The organism is Streptomyces sp. NPDC001493, assembly GCF_053597235.1.
In genome coordinates this window covers 112,155-134,108 of the sequence record NZ_JBSFHV010000017.1, presented here as the reverse complement: position 1 = coordinate 134,108, position 21,954 = coordinate 112,155, and the positions used below count along the sequence as shown (strand labels likewise).

At 72.1% G+C, this 21,954-nt stretch carries 17 protein-coding genes; 9 read left to right on the top strand and 8 right to left on the bottom strand.

The features are described 5' to 3' along the window. Positions 1-984, bottom strand: coding sequence for an ABC transporter permease (locus ACWCWD_RS23890; RefSeq protein ID WP_450775389.1), 984 nt, complete (start codon positions 982-984; stop codon positions 1-3). Positions 985-1,470: 486 nt separating this feature from the next. Here ACWCWD_RS23890 and ACWCWD_RS23885 point away from each other — a divergent pair, with 486 nt between their 5' ends. Next, on the top strand, positions 1,471-4,872 hold the full coding sequence (locus ACWCWD_RS23885) for a hypothetical protein (RefSeq protein WP_450775388.1): 3,402 nt from the start codon (positions 1,471-1,473) through the stop codon (positions 4,870-4,872). Positions 4,873-4,971: 99 nt separating this feature from the next. On the opposite strand, the gene ACWCWD_RS23880 is transcribed toward ACWCWD_RS23885, so the two are convergent. The 3 genes from ACWCWD_RS23880 to ACWCWD_RS23870 form a co-directional block, all read right to left on the bottom strand. Further along, positions 4,972-5,943: an acyl-ACP desaturase gene (locus ACWCWD_RS23880; RefSeq protein ID WP_450775386.1), complete on the bottom strand. Its 972-nt coding sequence runs from the start codon at positions 5,941-5,943 to the stop codon at positions 4,972-4,974. Between the two features lie 190 nt (positions 5,944-6,133). Next, positions 6,134-6,550: an SsgA family sporulation/cell division regulator gene (locus ACWCWD_RS23875; RefSeq protein ID WP_450775384.1), complete on the bottom strand. Its 417-nt coding sequence runs from the start codon at positions 6,548-6,550 to the stop codon at positions 6,134-6,136. Between the two features lie 392 nt (positions 6,551-6,942). Then, a complete protein-coding gene (locus ACWCWD_RS23870) occupies positions 6,943-8,646 on the bottom strand; it encodes a RecQ family ATP-dependent DNA helicase (RefSeq protein ID WP_450775382.1) in 1,704 nt (567 codons plus the stop codon). A 182-nt stretch (positions 8,647-8,828) separates the two neighbouring features. Here ACWCWD_RS23870 and ACWCWD_RS23865 point away from each other — a divergent pair, with 182 nt between their 5' ends. After that, positions 8,829-9,506, top strand: coding sequence for an endonuclease V (locus tag ACWCWD_RS23865; RefSeq protein WP_450775380.1), 678 nt, complete (start codon positions 8,829-8,831; stop codon positions 9,504-9,506). Between the two features lie 58 nt (positions 9,507-9,564). On the opposite strand, the gene ACWCWD_RS23860 is transcribed toward ACWCWD_RS23865, so the two are convergent. Beyond that, positions 9,565-10,746 carry a saccharopine dehydrogenase family protein gene (locus ACWCWD_RS23860; RefSeq protein ID WP_450775378.1) on the bottom strand — a complete coding sequence of 394 codons (1,182 nt, stop codon included), beginning with the start codon at positions 10,744-10,746 and terminating at the stop codon, positions 9,565-9,567. A 264-nt stretch (positions 10,747-11,010) separates the two neighbouring features. Here ACWCWD_RS23860 and ACWCWD_RS23855 point away from each other — a divergent pair, with 264 nt between their 5' ends. From ACWCWD_RS23855 to ACWCWD_RS23840, 4 genes are all read left to right on the top strand, one after another. Then, positions 11,011-12,237: a CaiB/BaiF CoA transferase family protein gene (locus ACWCWD_RS23855; protein WP_450775376.1), complete on the top strand. Its 1,227-nt coding sequence runs from the start codon at positions 11,011-11,013 to the stop codon at positions 12,235-12,237. 46 nt (positions 12,238-12,283) lie between these two features. Beyond that, positions 12,284-13,426 (top strand): acyl-CoA dehydrogenase family protein, encoded by a 1,143-nt coding sequence (locus tag ACWCWD_RS23850; RefSeq protein ID WP_450775374.1) that lies wholly within the window; start codon positions 12,284-12,286, stop codon positions 13,424-13,426. Positions 13,427-13,499: 73 nt separating this feature from the next. Next, positions 13,500-14,714 (top strand): acetyl-CoA C-acetyltransferase, encoded by a 1,215-nt coding sequence (locus ACWCWD_RS23845; RefSeq protein WP_450775372.1) that lies wholly within the window; start codon positions 13,500-13,502, stop codon positions 14,712-14,714. Between the two features lie 46 nt (positions 14,715-14,760). Then, positions 14,761-16,932 carry a 3-hydroxyacyl-CoA dehydrogenase NAD-binding domain-containing protein gene (locus tag ACWCWD_RS23840; protein WP_450775370.1) on the top strand — a complete coding sequence of 724 codons (2,172 nt, stop codon included), beginning with the start codon at positions 14,761-14,763 and terminating at the stop codon, positions 16,930-16,932. 60 nt (positions 16,933-16,992) lie between these two features. Here ACWCWD_RS23840 and ACWCWD_RS23835 read toward each other — a convergent pair whose 3' ends face one another. Next, positions 16,993-17,739: a MerR family transcriptional regulator gene (locus tag ACWCWD_RS23835; protein WP_450775368.1), complete on the bottom strand. Its 747-nt coding sequence runs from the start codon at positions 17,737-17,739 to the stop codon at positions 16,993-16,995. Between the two features lie 148 nt (positions 17,740-17,887). Continuing rightward, positions 17,888-18,370, bottom strand: a complete 483-nt coding sequence (locus ACWCWD_RS23830; RefSeq protein ID WP_450775366.1) for a MarR family winged helix-turn-helix transcriptional regulator — start codon at positions 18,368-18,370, stop codon at positions 17,888-17,890. A 144-nt stretch (positions 18,371-18,514) separates the two neighbouring features. On the opposite strand from ACWCWD_RS23830, the gene ACWCWD_RS23825 reads away from it, so the two are divergent. Next, positions 18,515-19,627, top strand: a complete 1,113-nt coding sequence (locus ACWCWD_RS23825) for an epoxide hydrolase family protein (RefSeq protein ID WP_450775364.1) — start codon at positions 18,515-18,517, stop codon at positions 19,625-19,627. Here the strand turns inward: ACWCWD_RS23825 and ACWCWD_RS23820 are convergent. Then, positions 19,584-20,375 (bottom strand): SDR family oxidoreductase, encoded by a 792-nt coding sequence (locus ACWCWD_RS23820; RefSeq protein ID WP_450775362.1) that lies wholly within the window; start codon positions 20,373-20,375, stop codon positions 19,584-19,586. The genes ACWCWD_RS23825 and ACWCWD_RS23820 overlap by 44 nt on opposite strands. 101 nt (positions 20,376-20,476) lie before the next feature. Between ACWCWD_RS23820 and ACWCWD_RS23815 the strand changes: the two genes are divergently transcribed. Both ACWCWD_RS23815 and ACWCWD_RS23810 read left to right on the top strand, forming a co-directional pair. Beyond that, positions 20,477-21,379, top strand: coding sequence for a helix-turn-helix transcriptional regulator (locus tag ACWCWD_RS23815; RefSeq protein WP_450775360.1), 903 nt, complete (start codon positions 20,477-20,479; stop codon positions 21,377-21,379). A 54-nt stretch (positions 21,380-21,433) separates the two neighbouring features. Then, positions 21,434-21,910: a macro domain-containing protein gene (locus ACWCWD_RS23810; RefSeq protein WP_450775358.1), complete on the top strand. Its 477-nt coding sequence runs from the start codon at positions 21,434-21,436 to the stop codon at positions 21,908-21,910. Positions 21,911-21,954: the final 44 nt, after the last annotated feature.

The window sequence follows — 21,954 nt, the reverse complement described above, 5'->3', positions numbered from 1 at the left end:
TCAGCCCACCCGCACTCTCGGATCGAGGAAGACGACGGTGAGGTCGGCGAGGATCGCCCCGATCGCGGTCAGCGCCGCGGCGAAGGCGGCCGTGGCGACCGCGCCGTGCACGTCGTTCTTGCTGATGGTCTGGATGAAGTAGCGCCCCATGCCGTTCCAGCCGAAGATCGTCTCGGTGATGACGGCGCCGGTGAAGAGGGCCGGGACACTGAACGCCACGGAGGTCGCCGTGGGGATGAGGGCGGCCCGCAGCGCGTGCCGTCGGACGGCCTGGGCCCTGGTGAGCCCGGTGGCCCGGGCGGTCCGCACGAAGTCGGCGTCGATGGTGTCGAGCAGCAGCGAGCGCTGCGTCAGGTGGTAGCCGACGTAACCCATCAGGGTCAGCGTGAGCGTCGGCAGGACGAGATGGAGGAGGCGGTCGCCGATCGTCGGCAACAGCCCTTCGACACCGGGGGAGTTCTCACCCGCCACGGGGAGGAAGTGCACGCCCGTGTGCTGGTTGAACCAGATGGCGACGAAGACCACCGCGAGCGCGGCGACCGATGTGGGCACGTTGAACACCGCGATGGACACGGCCTGCGAGACCCGGTCCGCCCAGCCGTACTGCCGGGAGGCGGTGTACACCCCGAGCCCCACACCGACCACCACGGACAGCACCGTCGCGATGAGCACCAGCTCCGCGCTGACCAGCGACCGGTAGCCGACCTCCCCGTTGACCCGGACGCCGGTGGGGGACTTCCCCCAGTCGAAGTGGAGCACCACCGAGGTGAGCCAGTCCCACCACCGGTGCACCACCGGCACCCGCGGGTCCAGGTTGTAGGGCGCGAGGGCCCGGTCGATCTGCGCCTCGCTGCGCACGGGGCGCAGCTCCTTGAAGTTCGACCGCGGGTCGAGAAACCAACTGGCCAAGAAGTAGGTCGCGTTGGTCGCCACGGCGATCATCAGCAGCCAGCTTGCGATCTTCCGCGTCACATGGCGGAGCATGCGCACCGCCTCCGTGGCCCATGGGGCGGGAGGGGGGCGAGTGCGTCGGGGGAGGGGGGAGCGGGCATGGGCGTGGGGGCCTTCTCGGGGGATGTGGGGTTCGCCGAGGTGCGCGCGTCAGTCTGGTCCGGCCTTCCCGGGCGCGCCAGCGTTTCGGTGGTCCCGCCATGAGCCCGAAACGCCGCCGTAGTAATCACATCGGAACTCCGGTCGATGTGAGGTGACTTGGGAGGAAGTGCTCCCTCCTTTCCGGCACCCGTACCGGCCTTGGTGGTGCGTACGAACGGACCGGCTCCGGTGATGTGTGCGAACGGAGCGGCTCCTGTGGTGCGCGAGAAGGTCCGGCTCCGGCAATGCGTGCGAACGGACCGGCTCCGGTGACGCGTACGAACGGCTGGGCTCTGGCGATGCGTACGAACGGACCGGGCGCGTCACGGTCCGTAAAATCGTGGCGAGGAATCGGCGGGGGCGCGGCAGAATCCCTCCATGACCGAGAAGCGTCCCCTCGTACTGGCCTGCACCCTGCTCGACAGCCTCGACCCGCTTCCGTACCCCGCCCGCATGCGGGAACTGGCGCACCGCGCCATGAAGTTGGCCGACAGCGGTGTGCTGCGTCCGGTGCTGGAGGAGCTGGAGGACGGTGAGCCCTACGAACGCGGCGTGGCCGTCCTCGCGGCGGCGGCCGGCGGAGACCGGGAGTGGGTGGCCCGGCGTATCGCCGACGAGGACCCCTTCGTCCGCGGCCAGGCACTGCGGGTGGCGGACGGGCTCGGCGTGCCCGACTCGGTGTTCGAGGAGGCGCTGGCCGACGCGTCGGCCGCCGTACGGCTCCGGCTGATCCGGGCGGTCGTCGCGAGCCGCCGCACGGCCCTCGCCGACCGGCTGGTCGTCTCCCTGCGCCGCACCTGGGGCGATGCGGAGGCGGCCCGGATACTGCCCGGCTGCTCCCCGGAGACCGTGGCCGCGCTGCTGCCCGAACTCTTCCACGCCGCCGCCTGCTGGTCCTCGCTGGGGCGCCACCACCCCGCTGCCTACCTCGACCAGGCGGCCCGCGAACTCGCCGCACTTCCGGAGGACCGGCGCGACCTCCGCTGGTGGTCGTCCGAGTGCGTGCGGGGCGTCGCGACGGCGGCGGACCGCCTCCCGCACCGCGTCCTCGGCCTGTTGGAGACGTACCCGCCCGCCCGGCTCCCCTTCGCCCTCCGCCGTCACCTCGGCGCGCTCGTCGACGCCGACCCGGGACGCTTCGTACGCCTGTTCCTCGGCCCCGGCCGGACGGAGTTCCCCCGGCACGGCGTCCTCAGCGGCGTCCTGCTGCGCCGCTTGGCCCGGTCCGCGCCCGAAGAGGAACTGATCGCGCTCGGCCGTACATTGAGGGACGACTCCGCCGCACTCGCCCGGCTGATGCGCGCCCTGCCGCCCGGCCGGCGGGCCGCGTTCCACGGGTCCGTCACCGGCCGGGACACCGGCAGCACCACCGGAACGGCCGTCGATGCCGCCGTGCTCGGCGCCCTGCCGCGCAACCGGGTCGCCGCGACCGCCCGGAGCATGGCCGCATGGGCCCGCGCCCACGGCGAACCCTGGGACACCGTCCTGCTCGCCGAGTCCTACCTGCCGCCCGAAGAGGTGCGCGAACGCCTCCTCACCGCGACCCGGCGGCCGGCCGCCGAGGACCGCGCGACGGCCTGGAGCCTGCTGATCCGCAACGCCGGACGCTCCGGTGAACCCGCCACCGTCCACGCCGTACTCGACGACATGGGGCGGCTGCGCAACGAACAGGAACCCGTGCGCACCGCCGCACTGTGCGCCCTCCTCGCCACCCCGCCCGCCCTCTTCACGGCCGCCTCGGAGCCCCTGCTCGACCGGGTCGCCACCGACGCCGTCGAGGCCCGCGACTCCTCCGCCGCCACCCGTTCCTTCCTCTCCTCCCTCGCGGTGGCCGTCCTGCGCGAGCACGCCGTCACCGGCCGCCGCGCGCTCGTCAGCTGGTCCCTGCGCACCCTCGTCCGGCTCTCCGGCACCACGGGCGCCGCAGACCTGGGACGGCTCGACCGCACCCTGCGCAAGGGGCAGGAACACCTGGTGTTCGAAGCGCTCCGGCCCTGGCTGGAGGCAGGAGCCGACAAGTCGGACTACGGGCTCGTGCTGGCGCTCGCCCAGGCCGTCGGCCGCCGGGCCGAGGGCATGGACGAACTCCAGGAGCTGCTCCGCCAGGCCGTCCGCTACGGGAACACGGACACCGCCCGCGGGGCGATCCCCCTGTGGCTGCGGCCGGTACGGAAGCGCGACGCACGCGTCGCGCAGGTCCTGGAGAGGGACCGCTCCGCCGTCGTCCTCCCCGTAGTCCGGCGCGTCGTCACCGCGCGCCGCACCGATCTGCTGGACCGGGTGCTCGGCGCGCCGGTGCCGCCCGGCAGGTTCGCCACGCGCGAGGCCGACCGTACGCTGCCGATCGGCCGCGAGGCGGTCCGCTGGGTGCCCCGGCAGCAGAAGGCCGCCCTGCGCGGACTGGAGAAGGCGGCGGGCGACAGGAAGCTGCCGCTGTGGACCCGGGCGGGGGCCGTCGCCCAGTTGGCGGCGGTACCGGGAGCGGGCGCCGGAGCGCTGCGGAAACGGGCCGGCTCCCCGGACGTCCTGCTGGCCGAGACCGCGCTCGCCGCCCTCGGCCGCACCGACCGTCCCGCCGAGGCGCTGGACGAACTGCTCGACCACGTCGGCGGGGACAGGGCGCGGGTCGCCGTCTTCGCCGCGAGCCGGGCCTCGCGCCACGTCCGCCCGTCCCGCCTCGCCGGAGTCCTCGCCGCACGGACCGCACCCGGCACCGGAAAGGTCACCAGCCGCAAGGAGATGGTGCGGCTCGCCGCCGTCCGGCTGCCGCTGGAGCGCGCGGCCGAGGTGGTCGCCGGCGCCTACGGCGAGCCCGGCCAGCACCCCGACGTACGGGCCGCCTGCGTCGCCGTCGCCGACGTGCTGCTCGGCAGCGAACGGATCTGGGAGGTGCTCGCCGACGCGGCCCGGAGCGACACCCCGGCCCTGCGCGGGGCCGTACTCCGTACCGTCCCCCACCAGTTGCCGGAGCGGCACCGGGCCCGGTTCGCCCGGCTGGTCCAGGAGGTGAGCACCACCGGGGACCCCGAACTGGCCGCCGCCGCCCACCGCGTGCTGGCCCACTGGCTGCCCTGGGCCCACGGCGCGAGCGAGGTGCTGCTTGCCGCCGTCACCGACCTCGACCGCCGGGGCGGCTGGACCGACGCGGCGGACGCGCTCGTCCACGCGGCGTCGGTCACCCCGGAGGCGGCCGACGCCCTGAACCGGACGCTCACCCTGCTGGCCACCGACGACACCGCGGACGACGCGGGCGCCGACCGCGACCGGCCGGGCCGCCAGCGCCTCGTCCACCTGGTGCGCGCGCTGTCCGGCGGGCACACGAGCCCGACCGGGACGAAGCGCGCCGTGCTCGTCGGGGCGGCGGACCGCCTCGCCGTACACCGCGACACCGTGCCGCAGGCCGCCGCCCTCCTGGTCCGGGCCGTCGACCCGTACGCCACCGAAGCCGACACCCTCCACACCGGCCTCGTCCGGCTCGCCGCCCTGCACGACGGCCGGCCCGCGCTGGCCGCCAGGACCGCCCGCACCCTCCTCGGCCACCTGGTGGCGGCGCGGCGGCACGGGGGTACGGATCCCGACGTCCTCCTCACCGTGGCGGGCCGGCTCACCGCGTCCGGCGGAGACCCCGCGCAGGGGCTGTTCGCCGTCGCGCTCACGGTGGCCGGCGGCCGGAGCACGGAGTGGGCCGCGCCCTGGCGCACCCAGCTGCGGATCCTGCGCCAGCACCCGGCGGCGGACGTCCGGGACGCCGCGTACGAGGAGTGGACCGCGCCGGAGTGACCGCGCCGGAGTGACCGCGCCGGAACGGTGGACCGGTGGCCCAGTGGCGGGCCGGTGGCGGAGTGGCGGGCCGGGCCGGTGGCGGCCGCCACGCGGGTCTCAGCGCCCGCGCGCCGCCATGCGGGCCTTGCGCGCCGCGAGCTTCTCGTCGAACTTCGACGCCTCGCTGTCCAGGCCGCCCATGTACAGGCCGAGCTCCTCCTGCGCCTGGTGCCCCTCCGGGCCGAGCCCGTCGATGTCCATGACCTTCAGGTAGCGCAGCACGGGCTGGATCACGTCGTCGTGGTGGATGCGCATGTTGTAGATCTCGCCGATCGCCATCTGCGCGGCGGCCCGCTCGAAGCCGGGCATGCCGTGTCCGGGCATCCGGAAGTTGACGACCACGTCCCGGACGGCCTGCATGGTGAGGTCCGGGGCCAGCTCGAAGGCGGCGCCCAGGAGGTTCCGGTAGAAGACCATGTGCAGGTTCTCGTCGGTGGCGATGCGCGCGAGCATCCGGTCGCAGACCGGGTCGCCCGACTGGTGGCCGGTGTTGCGGTGCGAGACACGGGTGGCCAGCTCCTGGAAGGCGACGTACGCCACGGAGTGCAGCATCGAGTGCCGGTTGTCGGACTCGAACCCCTCCGCCATGTGCGCCATGCGGAACTGCTCCAGCTTGTCCGGGTCGACCGCGCGCGAGGTCAGCAGGTAGTCCCGCATCACGATGCCGTGGCGGCCCTCCTCGGCCGTCCAGCGGTGCACCCAGGTGCCCCAGGCGCCGTCGCGGCCGAAGAGCGAGGCGATCTCGTGGTGGTAGCTGGGGAGGTTGTCCTCGGTCAGCAGGTTCACCACGAGGGCGATCTTGCCGATGTCGGTGACCTTGGACTGGTCGGGGGCCCACGCCTCGCCGTCGTCGAAGACGCCCGGGAAGTTCCGGCCGTCGGAGAACGGGACGTACTCGTGGGGCATCCAGTCCTTGGCGACCTTGAGATGGCGGTTGAGTTCCTTCTCCACCACCTCTTCCAGCGCGTACAGCAGCTGGGCGTCCGTCCACGCCTTCGAACTGCCGAGGTGGGGAGAGGTGATCGTCACGGGTGCTCCTGGGGACGGGAGATTTACCTACGGCTTCGTAGGTTACGTGTCCGTAGGTTAAGCGCAGGTAAGCCCTCAGCCAAGCCTGACCGGTGCCGGAGCCGTTCCCGGAGGCCTTCCGGACGGGTTCCGGGGAGGCCCCCGTGAGACGGGAAACCGCCGCGGCGGGACCGGCCGGGGCGCACTCCGCTCAGCGCATGTCGCCCAGGAACTCCGCCAGCTCCCGGTCGAGGTCCAGGAACCGGTGCTCGTCGCCCGCAGGCACCAACTCCTCGGCACGCCTGAGGAATCGACGCACTTCCGAGGTGCGGACGTGCACCATCGCGATGCCTTCGGCGGCGTGGAATTCGAGCGCGGTCCGCTCCTGGCCGAAGGGGCGCACCCGTACGTCCCCGAGGCCGGCGGGCGCGTCCACGCCCCGGGCCAGCAGCTCCCGGGAGAACTCCCACGAGACGTCCGTGCCCTCCAGCGTGGCCCTCGCCGGGAACGCGATCCGGACCGCGAACGGATGGTCGCGGTCGTACCGCAAGGTGGCGGCCAGCGTGGCCGTCCGTGGAACGGACGCGACCATGCGGGCCTGTACGGGCTGCTCGATAAGGCTGGACAAGACCTGCTCCCTCGCACGGCTGGACGAACGGACTCCGGCACTGGAGTAGACGACGGAACACCGCGATCCGCGCACCGACCCGGGGCGTGAGCTCTGTCACCGCCGAAGCCCCCGGGACTGATCATCTGCCCGGGAAGTGTCCGTCCATCCCGTGCGTCCAGCCCGTACGCGGACGGCGGGACGCACGGCCACCGGCCGCACGGCCCGGCCGCCGACCGGACAGGGCCCGTTTGTGTCCCATCCGCGGAGAGTCGGGACATCGCGGGACGCTCCGGGCGGAAAACCCCGCCGGACAGGGGCCGGTGCGCCCGGCCGGGGTCGGCACACCCGAGCAACCCGGGGTCGGCACACCCGAGCAACCCGGGATCAGCCCAACGTCGAGCGGCCCGGGATCAGCACACGTCGAGCAGCCCGTGCTCCCGCACGACCTCCAGCGATAGGGTGCGGTAGCCGACCGTCTCGAAGAGCACGGTCAGACTCCGGTCCTCCTCGCTCATCACCGAACCCTCTCCCCAGTGCTGGTGCCGGACCCGGGTGCCGGGGTGGTAAGGGTGGCCGCCTCCGGCCGTCGCCCGGTCGGCCGGGGCGGGTATCCGCCCGCCCGTACCGGCCAGGACCGCCGGGCCGGGTGCCGCGCCCTCCCGGGACAGCTCTGCCGCTCCGCACAGGTCGCAGGAGCCGCACCCCTCGGCCTCGTCCCGGACCTGTCCGAAGTAGCCGAGGAGGAAGCGGCGCCGGCAGCCGGTGGTCTCCGCGTAGCCACGCATCATGTCCACCCGGGAGCGTTCGAGCTGCTGATGGGCGTCACCCAGTTCGACCGCCTGCTGCGCCGCGCGGGCCGCGTCGACGCCCGGGGCCGGTTCCACGTCGCCCCGCACGGTCGTGCGTACCGCGTCGACCTGCTCCAGGAGGTTGACGACCGCCGTCAGCCGGCTCGCCGTCAGATGCGTTTCGGCCCGCAGGTCGCTGGGGTGCACGGGGCCGTCGTGCTCCGCCAGCGTGCGCGCCACCTGGGTGACGGTGTCCGGATCGGGGCGGCCCGCCGAGAAGAAGCGCTGAAGGCCGAGGTCCTGCGGCCGGTACGCGAGGATCGCCCGGGACTGCTCGCCGTCCCGTCCGGCCCTGCCTATCTCCTGGTAGTAGGCGTCCAGGGACCCGGGGACGGACGCGTGGAGCACGAAGCGCACGTCCGGCTTGTCGATACCCATCCCGAACGCGGACGTCGCCACCACCACGTCCAGCGAACCCGCCAGGAAGCGGTCGTGCACGTCGCCGCGCTCCTGCGCGGGAAGTCCCGCGTGGTACGCCGCCACGTCCAGCCCCAGCAGGCTCAGCTCGTTCGCGTACTCCTCGGCCTCGCGCCGCGTCGCCGCGTACACCAGCCCCGGTTTGGGCTCCGCCGCGGCGCGCTCGACCACGGCCCGCGCCTTGACCGCCGCGTCCCGGAACGGAATCACCTCCAGATGGATGTTCGGGCGGTCGAAGCCGGTGACGACCTCCCGTACGTCCCGCATCCCCAAGTGCGCGACGATGTCCGCCCGCACGGGGGCGGCGGCGCTCGCCGTCAGAGCGAGCACCGGAGGACGCCCGATGCGCTGGAGCACCTGGCCGAGCCTCAGGTATTCGGGCCGGAAGTCGTGGCCCCAGGAAGACACGCACTGCGCCTCGTCCACGACGAACAGCGCCGGCTCCGCGGCCGCGAGCTGCTCGATCACCTCGTCCTTCGCCAGCTGCTCCGGGGCGAGGAAGAGAAAGTCCACGTCCCCCGCGCTGATCCTGTCCCAGACCGCGGCGTTCTCACCGCCGGTCTGCGTCGAGTTCACCGCCGCCGCATCCGTCCCCGTGCGACGCAACAGCCCCTGGACCTGGTCGCGCTGGAGCGCGATCAGCGGCGACACCACGACGGTCGGACCCGAAAGCAGCACCCCCGGAACCTGGTAGACGGCCGACTTCCCGGCGCCCGTGGGCATCACCACCAGCGTGTCGCGCCGCTCCATCACGGCTTGCATCGCCACCGTCTGCTCCGGCCGCAGCCGATCCCAGCCGAACACATCCCGCGCGACGTCCTGAAGACGCCGCGAAGAAACAGCCACCATGACACTCCTCGACGGCGAGCCGGGGCAAAACCCGCGAACCGGGAGCCCTCGTGGCGCTCCTCGTACCCCCGTTGACGCGCGGTAGTGCGCGCGGAAGCGGCGCGCCTCCGGGCCCTTCGTCCGGATCATGCCGCGCCCGATCCGAAGAGAAGGCCCCAGGTGGTGTCCTAAGCTCGGCCGTCATGACTACGTTCGCCGTACCCGCCGACGCCGCCGAGGCGCGGGCCGTCCAGGACCGCCTGCGCGACCGGGTGGTGACCGAGGACTCCGGACCTGCCCCGGGATCGGGCCACGTCACCGGGGTGGACGTCGCCTACGACGACGAGCGGGACCTCGTCGTCGCGGCGGCCGTGGTGCTGGACGCCGCCACGCTCGACGTGGTCGCCGAGACCACCGCCGTGGGCCGGGTCACCTTCCCGTACGTCCCCGGGCTGCTGGCCTTCCGGGAGATTCCCACGGTGCTCGCCGCACTCGAGTCGCTCACGGCCGACCCCGGCCTCGTCGTCTGCGACGGATACGGGCTGGCCCACCCCCGGCGCTTCGGACTCGCCAGCCATCTCGGGGTGCTGACCGGGCTCCCCGTCATCGGTGTCGCCAAGAACCCCTTCACCTTCGCGTACGAACCGCCCGGCCCGAAGCGCGGCGACTCCTCCCCGCTGCTGGACGGTACGGAGGAAGTCGGCCGCGCCCTGCGCACCCGGGACGACACCAAGCCGGTCTTCGTCTCCGTCGGCCACCGCACCACGCTGGACACCGCCTGCGCCCACACCCTGGCGCTGACCCGGGGGTTCCGCCAGCCCGAGACCACCCGCCGGGCCGACGCGCTCTGCCGCCGCGCGCTGCGGGAAGCGGCGGGCTGAAGCGAGACCCCCGGCCCGTGTTCAGCGGCGGGCCGAAGCGAGACCCCCCGGCCCGTTCTCAGCGGCGGGCCGCCACCCGGAAGCCCAGCCCCGAGGCCCGCAGCCGCTCCAGCAGGGCATCGCCCATCGCCACCGCCGTCGTCACCTGGCCCGAGGTCTCGGGCAGATCGTCCAGGGCGAGGCAGAGGGCGGCCTCGCCCAGCATCCGCGCCGTCTCGTCGTACCCCGGGTCACCGCCCGAGACCTCGGTGAAGACCCGGCGGCCGCCACCTTCCCCGACGAACCGGACGGTGAACCTGCTCCGCCCGCGGCGCTCCTCGTCTGGCCCCTTGCCCGACTGGTAACGATCCGTCATCCAATCCCGCACAAAGGGGAGTTGAGCCGCCGCGACCAGGGTCATCAGCCCCGCCGTGCCGCCCAGTGCGACCGGAAGGTGCTTCACCGAGGCGAAATGGCGGTACCGGAAGTCGGGGCCGTAGCGCTCCAGGGCGCGCGCCGAACGGCCCACGATCTGCGGGTCCACGGTCGGCAGCGGCAGCGCCCAGGTCCCGGTCTCCCCGCTGAAGTGCGGGGCCCCCAGCGGTGTCCGGACGCGACGGCCGGTGAGCCGGGGCTCGCGCTCCCGGCGTTCCTTGGCTGCGGCCAGCATCTGCGGCCCCCGGCCCATCGCGTTCACCGCCGAGGCGAACGTACCGCCGGAGAACACCGCGTGGGCGCGGACGAAGGCGTCGACCGCCAGCGGCACACCCTCGGGCAACTGCCGGACGGTGAAGTACGCGCCGAGGTCGTGGGGCACCGAGTCGAAGCCGCAGGCGTGCACCAGACGCGCCCCGGTCTCCCGGGCGGGCCCGTCGTGGTAGAGCCAGGTCCGGTCGATGAACTCGGCCTCACCGGTCAGGTCCAGGTAGTCCGTACCGGCCCGGGCGCAGGCCGCGACGAGCGCGTTCCCGTAACGGAGGAAGGGGCCGACCGTGGTGGCCACCACCCGTGCGGACAGGGCGAGTTCGCGCAGCGCGGCGGGATCGTCGGCGTCCGCGACGAGCAGTTCGGGCTCCGGGCCCTTCACGGCGAGTCCGCCGCGCAGCCGCTCCAGCTTCTCGCGGCTGCGTCCGGCCAGCGCCCAGCGCAGCCCGTCGGGGGCGTGCGCCGCGAGATACGCGGCGGTCAGCGTGCCGACGAAGCCGGTGGCGCCGTACAGGACGACGTCGTAAAGGCGTTCGGATCCATGGTGCCTCTTCATGTGTGCCTCCGCTGGGGCGTGTCGTCGCAGTACCGGCTCCGGGTGGGTGGCAGCCGAGGGTAGTCCCGCGACCGGCGGCCGGTGAACCACCCCGGCCGCGGGTCGGCGGATGACGCGTGGCACTCGGGGCGGAACGGCGTGTGACGGTGCACCATGGAAGGTGAGGAAACTAAGCGGTCGCTCGGCCAAAAGCCTTGTGCGGAGCGGCGGTCGTTCTTAGCATCGTCGATGTTACATCGGTTGTGTCACACCGCTGGGGGCTTGATGACCACATCGGGGAACGGGCCCCTGTCCGGAGTGCGTGTGGTCGAACTGGCGGGCATCGGCCCCGGCCCGTTCGCCGCGATGCTCCTGGCCGACCTGGGCGCCGACGTGGTGCGGGTGGACCGGCCCGGCGGGGCCGCCCTCGGCATCGACCCGGCCCTCGACCTGACCAACCGCAACAAGCGCTCCGTCCTGCTCGACCTCAAGACGGAGGCGGGCGTCTCGGCCGTCCTCGCCCTCGCCGAACGCGCGGACATCCTCATCGAGGGGTACCGCCCCGGGGTCGCCGAACGGCTCGGGGTGGGCCCCGACGCCTGCCTCGGCTGCAACCCCCGGCTCGTCTACGGGCGGATGACCGGCTGGGGCCAGGAGGGCCCGCTCGCCCAGCGAGCCGGGCACGACGTGTCCTACCTCGCGCCCACCGGCACCCTCTCCATGATCGGCCGCCCCGGCGAACCCCCGGCCGTCCCGGCCAACCTGCTCGGCGACTACGCGGGCGGCTCCCTCTACCTCGTGGTCGGTGTGCTGGCCGCCCTCCAGCACGCCCGTACCCCCGGCGGGAGCGGCCAGGTCGTGGACGCGGCGATCGTCGACGGCGCCGCCCACCTCGCCACCATGATCCACGGCATGCTGGCGGCCGGCGCCTGGCAGGACCGGCGCGGCTCCAACCTCCTCGACGGCGGCTGCCCCTTCTACGGCACGTACGCGACCTCCGACGGCGAGGCCATGGCGGTCGGGCCGCTGGAACAGCGGTTCTACGACGAGTTCACAGCGCTCCTCGGCATCGCCGGGAAGCTGCCCGACCGTGCGGACCTCTCCCGCTGGGCGGAGCTGCGCACCGCGGTCGCGGACCGGTTCCGTACCCGTACCCGCGCCGAGTGGACCGAGGTGTTCGAGGGCACCGACGCCTGCGTCGCCCCGGTCCTCTCCCTCCGCGAGGCGCCCGGGCACCCGCATCTCGCCGCCCGCGCCACCTTCGTGGAACACGCAGGGATCACCCAGCCCGCCCCCGCCCCGCGCTTCTCCGCCACCCCCACCGCCGTCCGGAGCGCCCCCGCCCTGCCCGGCAGCGGCGCCGCGTCGGTGGCCGCGGAGTGGGACGTACCGGAGCTGCGGGAGGACGGGGACGTGCCGGAAAGGCTCGGAGACGGGGACGTGCCGGAAGCGCTCGGGGGCCGGGACACGCCGGAGCCGTCCGGCGAACCGCCGCAGGGGGCCTCCGGATGAGGGCGAGACCGGTGCACACCAATCGACACCCACTCCAGGAGGCCCGGTGAAACGGCAGATCTTCGCCGCCGAACACGACGTGTTCCGAGAGACCGTCCGTACCTTCCTCGCCAAGGAGGTCCTCCCGCACTACGAACAGTGGGAGAAGGACGGCATCGTCTCGCGCGAGGCGTGGCGCGCGGCGGGCCGGCAGGGGCTGCTCGGCCTCGCCGTCCCCGAGGAGTTCGGCGGAGGCGGCAACGACGACTTCCGCTACAGCGCCGTACTGGCCGAGGAGTTCACCCGGGCGGGCGTCAGCGGCCTCGCGCTCGGCCTGCACAACGACATAGTCGGGCCCTACCTCACCGGCCTCTCCACCCCCGAGCAGAAGCGGCGCTGGCTGCCGGGCTTCTGCTCCGGCGAGACCATCACCGCCATCGCCATGACCGAACCCGGGGCCGGCTCCGATCTCCAGGGCATCCGTACGACCGCCGAGGACCGGGGCGACCACTGGCTCCTCAACGGGTCCAAGACCTTCATCTCCAACGGCATCCTCGCCGACCTGGTGGTCGTCGTCGCCCGTACGTCACCGGAGGGCGGGGCCAAGGGGCTCTCGCTGCTCGTGGTCGAACGCGGCGCGGCGGGCTTCGAACGCGGCCGCAACCTCGACAAGATCGGCCAGAAGTCCCAGGACACCGCCGAACTCTTCTTCCACGACGTCCGGGTCCCCAAGGAGAACCTCCTCGGCGAACTCCATGGCGGCTTCATCCACCTGATGACCAACCTGGCCCAGGAACGGATGGGCATCGCGGTCGCCGGCATCACCGCCGCCGAACACCTGCTGGAGATCACCACCCGGTACGTCAAGGAGCGCGAGGCGTTCGGCCGGCCGCTCGCCGGACTCCAGCACGTCCGCTTCGAGATCGCCGAGATGGCCACCGAATGCGCCGTCACCCGCACCTTCCTCGACCGCTGCATCGTCGAGCACGCGGAGGGCACGCTCGACGCGGTGCACGCCTCGATGGCCAAGTGGTGGGCGACCGAACTCCAGAAGCGGGTGGCCGACCGCTGCCTCCAACTGCACGGCGGATACGGCTACATGGCGGAGTTCCCGGTCGCCAGGGCCTTCACCGACGGACGCATCCAGACGATCTACGGCGGGACGACCGAGATCATGAAGGAGATCATCGGCCGCTCCCTGCTGTCCTGAGCGCCGGTTCCGAGTGCCGGATGCCCGCGCGCACCCCGAAACCTGAAAGCCCGCCCCCCGAAAGGCTGTTGTCTTGAGTACCGAAGCGTTCGTCTACGACGCGATCCGCACCCCGCGCGGTCGCGGCAAGGCCAATGGGGCCCTGCACGGCACCAAGCCGATCGACCTGGTCGTCGGCCTCATCCACGAGATCCGCGCCCGCTTCCCCGGCCTGGACCCGGCGGCCATCGACGACATCGTCCTCGGTGTCGTCAGCCCGCTCGGCGACCAGGGCTCCGACATCGCGCGGATCGCGGCCATCGCGGCCGGACTCCCGGACTCCGTCGCCGGCGTCCAGGAGAACCGCTTCTGTGCCTCCGGTCTCGAAGCCGTCAACCTCGCGGCCGCCAAGGTCCGTTCGGGGTGGGAGGACCTCGTCCTCGCCGGTGGCGTCGAGTCCATGTCGCGCGTCCCCATGGGCTCGGACGGCGGCGCCTGGGCGATGGACCCGATGACCAGCTTCGAGACCGGCTTCGCCCCCCAGGGTATCGGCGCCGACCTCATCGCCACCGTCGAGGGCTTCTCCCGCCGCGACGTCGACGAGTACGCCGCCCTCTCCCAGGAGCGCGCCGCCGAGGCGTGGAAGGAGGGCCGCTTCGCCCGTTCGGTGGTCCCCGTCAAGGACCGCAACGGCCTCGTCGTCCTCGACCACGACGAGCACCTGCGCCCCGGCACCACCGCCGACTTGCTCGCCGCCCTCAAGCCCTCCTTCGCCGCCATCGGCGAGATGGGCGGCTTCGACGCGGTCGCCCTGCAGAAGTACCACTGGGTCGAGAAGATCGACCACGTCCACCACGCGGGCAACTCCTCCGGGATCGTGGACGGCGCCGCGCTCGTCGCGATCGGCTCGAAGGAGGTCGGCGAGCGCTACGGCCTCACCCCGCGCGCCCGGATCGTCTCCGCCGCCGTCTCCGGCTCCGAGCCCACCATCATGCTGACCGGCCCCGCCCCCGCCTCCCGCAAGGCGCTCGCCAAGGCCGGACTGACCATCGACGACATCGACCTGATCGAGATCAACGAAGCCTTCGCCGGAGTGGTGCTGCGGTTCGTCCGGGACATGGGCATCAGCCTCGACAAGGTCAACGTCAACGGCGGAGCCATCGCGCTCGGCCACCCCCTCGGCGCCACCGGCGCGATGATCCTCGGCACCGTCGTCGACGAACTCGAACGGCGCGACCTGCGGTACGGACTCGTCACCCTCTGCGTGGGCGGCGGCATGGGCGTCGCCACCGTCGTCGAACGCGTCTGACCGGCCCCGCCCTCCCGCCACGCCCGCTGCCTACGGAGAAGAACTCATGACCGAGAGCACGACCATCCGCTGGGAAGAGGACGGGACCGGCGTCGTCACCCTCGTCCTCGACGACCCGGACCAGTCCGCCAACACGATGAACCAGGCGTTCACCCGGTCCCTCGCGGCGATCGCCGACCGCGCCGAGGCCGGGAAGGAGAACATCCGCGGCATCGTCGTCACCTCCGCGAAGAAGACCTTCTTCGCCGGGGGAGACCTCAAGGAGATGATCCACGCCCGGCCCGAGGACGCGAGGGCCGTCTTCGACACCGGGATGGCCATCAAGCGCTCCCTGCGCCGCATCGAGACCCTTGGCATCCCCGTGGTCGCGGCCATCAACGGCGCCGCGCTCGGCGGCGGTTACGAGATCGCCCTCGCCTGCCACCACCGGATCGCACTGGACGCGCCCGGCTCCCGCATCGGCCTTCCCGAGGTCACCCTCGGCCTGCTCCCGGCGGGCGGCGGCGTCACCCGTACCGTACGCCTGATGGGCATCGCCGACGCCCTGCTCAAGGTGCTGCTCCAGGGCACCCAGTACACCCCCGCCCGCGCCCTGGAGAACGGCCTCGTCCACGAAGTGGCCGCCACCCGCGAGGAGATGCTGGACAAGGCCCGCGCCTTCATCGACGCACACCCCGAGTCCCAGCAGCCCTGGGACGTGAAGGGATACCGGATCCCCGGCGGCACCCCGTCCAACCCCCGGTTCGCCGCCAACCTCCCGGCCTTCCCCGCCAACCTCAAGAAGCAGATCGCCGGGGCACCGATGCCCGCGCCCCGCAACATCCTCGCGGCGGCCGTCGAGGGCTCGCAGGTCGACTTCGAGACCGCGCAGACCATCGAGGCCCGCTACTTCACCGAACTGGTCACCGGCCAGGTCGCCAAGAACATGATCCAGGCGTTCTTCTTCGACCTCCAGGCCGTCAACTCCGGTGCCAGCCGCCCCGAGGGCGTCGAGCGCCGTACCGTCCGCAAGGTCGCCGTGCTCGGCGCCGGCATGATGGGCGCCGGCATCGCGTACTCCTGCGCCCGGGCCGGCATCGAGGTCGTCCTCAAGGACGTCACCGCCGAAGCCGCCGCGAAGGGCAAGGCATACAGCGAGAAGCTGCTGGCCAAGGCGGTCTCCCGGGGACGTACGACCGAGGCCGCCCGCGACGAGCTGCTCGCCCGCATCACCCCGACCGGCGACCCCGCCGACCTCGCCGGCTGCGACGCCGTCATCGAGGCGGTCTTCGAGGACACCTCCCTCAAGCACAAGGTGTTCCAGGAGATCCAGGACATCGTCGCCCCCGACGCGCTGCTCTGCTCCAACACCTCCACGCTGCCCATCACCGTCCTCGCCGAAGGGGTCACCCGCCCCGCCGACTTCGTCGGACTGCACTTCTTCTCCCCGGTCGACAAGATGCCGCTGGTCGAGATCATCAAGGGTGCCGCCACCGGCGACGAGGCCTTGGCCCGCGCCTTCGACCTGGTCCGCCAGATCAAGAAGACCCCGATCGTGGTCAACGACTCGCGCGGCTTCTTCACCTCGCGCGTCATCGGCCACTTCATCAACGAGGGCGTCGCGATGGTCGGCGAGGGCATCGAGCCCGCCTCCGTCGAACAGGCCGCCGCCCAGGCCGGCTACCCGGCCAAGGTCCTCTCCCTGATGGACGAGCTGACGCTCACCCTGCCCCGCAAGATCCGCAACGAGACCCGGCGCGCCGTCGAGGAGTCCGGCGGCACCTGGACCCCGCACCCCTCGGACGCGGTGGTGGACCGGATGGTCGAGGAGTTCGAACGCCCCGGACGCAGCGGCGGCGCAGGGTTCTACGAGTACGACGAGTCCGGCCGGCGCGGCGCTCTCTGGCCCGGGCTGCGCGAGCACTTCGGCAAGCCCGGCGCCGCGATCCCGTTCGAGGACATGAAGGAGCGGATGCTCTTCTCCGAGGCCCTGGACAGCGTCCGTTGCCTGGACGAGAACGTCCTCGTCTCCGTCGCCGACGCCAACATCGGCTCCATCATGGGCATCGGCTTCCCGCCGTGGACCGGCGGCGTCCTCCAGTACGTCAACGGCTACGAGGGCGGCCTGCCGGGCTTCGTGGCCCGTGCCCGCGAGCTCGCCGAACGGTACGGAGACCGCTTCCTGCCGCCCGCCCGACTGGTGGAGATGGCCGAACGGGGCGAGACCTTCCACGACTGAGCCCGCCGCCCGGAGCGTGGTCCGCCCCGCGGCGGACCACGCTCCGGGCGTACGTATCGGTCAGGGCGCCTGGAACGCGGCGCGCAGTTCGGCCGTCAACGACCGCTGGAACGCGGTCACCAGGGCCTGCATCACCAGCGGCTGCATGTGCGCCGAGAGCGACTTCATCGCGGCCACGTGCTCCGGGTCCGCCTCCCGCTCCCGGTACGGGCTCCACACCTCGTCCCGGAAGAGCCGGGTCAGCTCGGCCGCCGCCGACCGGGTGTGCTCCAGCAGGACCGTACGCGCCCGGAGGATCGTCTCGTGCGCGATCGGCACGTCCAGCAGCTCCACCCCCAGCCGGAGCAGCCCCGGATCGACCCGGTGGACCTTCCCGGGCGACGAGGAGTCCCCTTCGGGCTCGTCCAGCAGTACCCCCATCGCCGCCAGCCGGCCGAGATCCTCCCCGGTGAGCGGCCGGCCCGCCCGCCGCTCCAGTTCCGCGCCGGTCATCTCCTCGGCCACGTCCGGCGCCCAGGACGCGACGAGTGCCCGGTGGATCGCCAGGTCGTGGGCGCTGAGATCCTCCGGCAACTGCTCCAGATACCGTTCGATCGCGGCCAGTGTCATGCCCTGGCGCTGGAGCTCCTCGATCAGCGCCAGCCGGGACAGATGGCCGTGCCCGTAGTGCCCGACCCGGCGCGGACCGATCACCGGAGGCGGCAACAGCCCCCGCGTGCTGTAGAAACGCACGGTGCGCACGGTCACCCCGGCGCGGGCCGCCAGCTCGTCGACGGTGAGCGTCGGCTCCTCGGGCGCGGTCGCCATGTCTGCTCCTCGTTGCCCGGAGACGGCCCAAGACGGCCGGATCGGTCCCGATCGCCCCGGCGTGCGGCGATCGCGTGCAACAGTATTGCTGTCTCACCACTGTGGTGAAACCCTCACCGGCCAGGAAACCCGAGGCGGCGCGCTCTGTTCACATGTTCCGGCCGTGGTGATCCACAAGAGCGGTGAGGAGCCGGGTCAACTGCTCGCGTTCCGGCGGGGTCAGTGGCGCGAGCACCGCGTTCTCCGTCTCGGTGAGCAGCTTGTCCAGCTTCAGCAGGTGCCGGTGTCCCTGCTTGGTGACGGAGATGATGTTCTGCCGGCGATCGGCCGGGTTGGCCGAGCGTTCCACCAGTCCGCGGTCGGCCAGTTCGTTGATCACCGTGACCATGTCGCTGCGGTAGATCCCCGTGCGGCGACTCAGTTCCGCCTGGCTGGCGGGTCCGAACTCGTCCAGCGTGGCGAGCGCCGCGTAATGCCACTTGCGGGCGCCCGCGCGCGTCAGCTCCTCGTTCACCAGGCGATCCGAGTGGATCGCGGCCAGCGACAGAAGACGGGTCCCCAGATTCCGCAGCCGCGTGGCAGTGACCAGGCGGTCGGTCCCGCTCGCCGTGCCGGGCTTTCCGTTGTCCATGTCGTGATTCTACGTTGCGTTAGTCCCACTAACGAACTACCTTCGTCGGCGAGGGAAACGTTAGTGTGGCGAACGATTCGGCGAGCCCCCATGCGATGCCGTCCGAACGTTCGAACGCCGAATGCAGCTCGTGGAGTTGAGACCATGATCAAACCGTTCCGCATCGACATCCCCCAGGCCGACCTCGACGACCTGAACGACCGGCTCTCCCGCACCCGTTGGCCCAACGAGGTCGCCGACGCCGGGTGGGACTACGGCTTCCCGCTGGCGCGGCTCAGGGAACTGGCCGAATACTGGCGCACCGGCTACGACTGGCGCGAGCACGAGGACGAGCTCAACGAGCTTCCGCACTTCACCACTGAGATCGACGGCCAGAACATCCACTTCGTCCATGTCCGGTCTTCGAGACCCGACGCGCTCGCGCTGATCCTCACCCACGGCTGGCCGGGCTCGTTCCTCGAGTTCCTCGACGTGATCGAACCGCTGTCACGCGACTTCCACCTGGTGATTCCGTCCATCCCGGGGTACGGCTTCTCCGGTCCGACCCACGAACGCGGCTGGGACACGGTCCGGATCGCGCGGGCCTGGGCCGAGCTGATGCGCCGACTCGGGTACGAGCACTACGGCGCGCAGGGCGGCGACTTCGGCTCGGGCATCTCGACGGCGCTCGGCGCGGTGGCACCCGAGCGGGTCGTCGGGGTGCACGTCAACTACCTGCCGACCCGGCCGGTGCCGGACGCCGGCATCGAACTGTCCGAAGCGGATGAGGCGCGGCTGGACAGGATCCGGCAGCTGATGGCGAATCGTCCGCCGTACCAGGCCCTGCAGGCCACCACCCCGCAGACCATCGGATACGCACTGACCGACTCGCCGGTCGGCCAGCTGGCCTGGATCGCCGAGCGCTTCGCGCAGTGGACCGACCCCCGCTCGCCGATCAGTGACGAGCGGATGCTCACCGACGTCTCGCTGTACTGGCTGACCGCCACCGCGGCTTCCTCGGCGCGGCTGCACCGCGATGCTCCGCGGCGCATCGACCCGTGCCCGGTACCGGTCGGCGTGGCGGTGTTCGCGCACGACATCACGCAGTCGGTGCGACCACTGGCCGAGCGGCTGTACGACATCAGGCACTGGTCGGAGTTCGAGCGCGGCGGCCACTTCGCCGCGATGGAGGTGCCGGAGCTGCTCGCCGGGGACGTCCGGGACTTCTTCCTCGCTACACACGTGGCGCGGACTCCGGCTCCTTCCCCTGCCCCCTGACGGGACCGTTGAGCGCCTCGACGACCTGGTCGTAGTCGCCGCGGGCCTCGCCGTAGCGCAGGAACTTCACGCGCTCCACCTGGATCTCCTTGGCGTCGGGCTGCGTCTCGATCAGGCCCATGACCTCCGCGACGTACTCGTCGAGGGGCATGGCGTGCTCGTCGTCCTCCTGCCCGGGCAGGAGCGTGGTCCGCACGGCCGGCGGTTCGAGCTCCACGATCCGCACCGAGGTGTCGGCGAGCTGCAGCCGCAGGGACTCGCTGAGCATGTGGATCGCGGCCTTCGTCGCGTTGTAGCTCGGCGTGACCTTCAGGGGGGTGAACGCCAGGCCGGAGGAGACGGTCATGATCGTGGCGTCCGGCCGCGCCTGGAGATGCTCCACGAAGGCGGCGATGAGGCGGATCGGGCCGAGCAGGTTCGTCGTCACCGTGGACTCCGCGGATGCGAGGAACGATGCCGGATCGTGCCAGTCCTCGACCCTCATGACACCGGCCATGGTCACGAGGACGTTGAGGTCCGGGTGATCGGCCAGGACCTGCTTCGCGGCGGAGGCGATGCTCGCCGCGTCCGCGGTGTCGATCCTCACGGTGTCGATGCCGGGGTGCTCGGCCGCGATCCTCTCCAGCAGCTCGGCACGCCGGCCGCCGACGATGACGGTGTTCCCCCTGGCCTTCAGCTCAAGGGCGAGCGCGAGCCCGATGCCACTGGTGGAGCCGGGGATGAAGACGGTGTTTCCGGAGATGTTCATGCTTCGAGGGTCGTCGATCCGCGGTGGCGCGTGCAGAGACCGCTTGTCGGGGGATCGGCGATCCCTGGCTGAGCCATGGGTACCGGACGACAATGGGCACCATGGACCGTGCAGCACTGGCCGACTTCCTCCGCCGTCGCCGCGAGGCGCTCCGGCCCGAGGACGTCGCCCTTCCCCCGGGAACCCGTCGGCGCACCCAGGGCCTGCGGCGTGAGGAGGTCGCCTCGCTCGCCGTGATGTCGACCGACTACTACACACGTCTCGAACAGCAGCGTGGGCCCCAGCCCAGCGCTCACATGCTGGCCTCGCTCGCCCGGGCCCTGCGGCTCACCACCGACGAACGCGACTACCTCTACCGGATCGCGGGACACAACGCTCCGATGTCGTCCTCGGCCTCGCCGCACGTCGCGCCCGCTCTGCTGCGGGTGCTGGACCGACTGCACGACACCCCGGCGCTCATCCTGACCGACCTGGGCGAGACGCTGGTGCAGAACGCGATGGCCGTCGCCCTGTTCGGGGACGCGTCCCACCACACGGGCCTCGCCCGCAGCGGGATCTACCGCTGGTTCACCGATCCCGCCGAGCGTTCGGTGTACCCGGAGGCCGACCGGGACCGGCAGAGCCGTGCCCAGGTCGCGAACCTCCGCGCCGCCCTCGGACTGCGCGGCCCGCAGTCGCAGGCCGGTCGGCTCGTCCGGGCCCTGGAGAAGGAGAGCGAGGAGTTCGCCGAAATGTGGGCACGACACGAGGTCGCCCGAAGATTCGAAGACCACAAGACGCTGATCCACCCGGAAGTCGGCGCGATCGAACTCGACTGCCAGGCGCTCTTCACCGAGGATCAGTCGCAGACGCTCCTCGTGCTCACCGCCCCGCCGCGGACCGAGGGGTACGAGAAGCTCCGGCTGCTCGCCGCGCTGGGCCTGAACCGCTTCCCGCCGACGGAGCGCCAGGACTCCGCACCGGCACCGGCACCGGCGCAGGCACCGGCGAGGCACGAAGGCTGAACTTCACGGAAGCGGCCGAGGCGATTGTCAGTGGCTGCCCCTACGGTGGGTGACATGTCGGGGATCACGTACCTCAAGGGCGACGCCACCGCTCCGCAGGCCAAGGGCGTCAAGCTGATCGTGCATGTCTGCAACGACCTGGGCGGCTGGGGCAAGGGCTTCGTACTGGCCCTCTCCCGCCGCTGGCCGGAGCCCGAGGCCGCCTACCGCCGCTGGTACCGCGAGCGCGCGGGGAGCGACTTCGGCCTCGGCGCCGTCCAGTTCGTGCAGGTGGGCCCGTTCCTGTGGGTGGCCAATCTGGTGGGCCAGCGGGGGATACGCAGGGGGAGCGCCGGCGTGCCCGTCCGGTACGAGGCGATCGACGCGGGCCTGGAAGCGGTGGCGGCACGCGCCGTCGAGCTGGGCGCGTCCGTCCACATGCCGAGGATCGGCTGCGGGCTCGCGGGCGGCACGTGGTCCCGGGTCGAACCGCTCATAGAGCAGCGGCTGGTGAGCCGCGACATTCCGGTGACGGTGTACGACTTCGGGTGAACGAACGGCGGTTCGCGTGTGCCGTGACCGTGGCACCGGTCGGG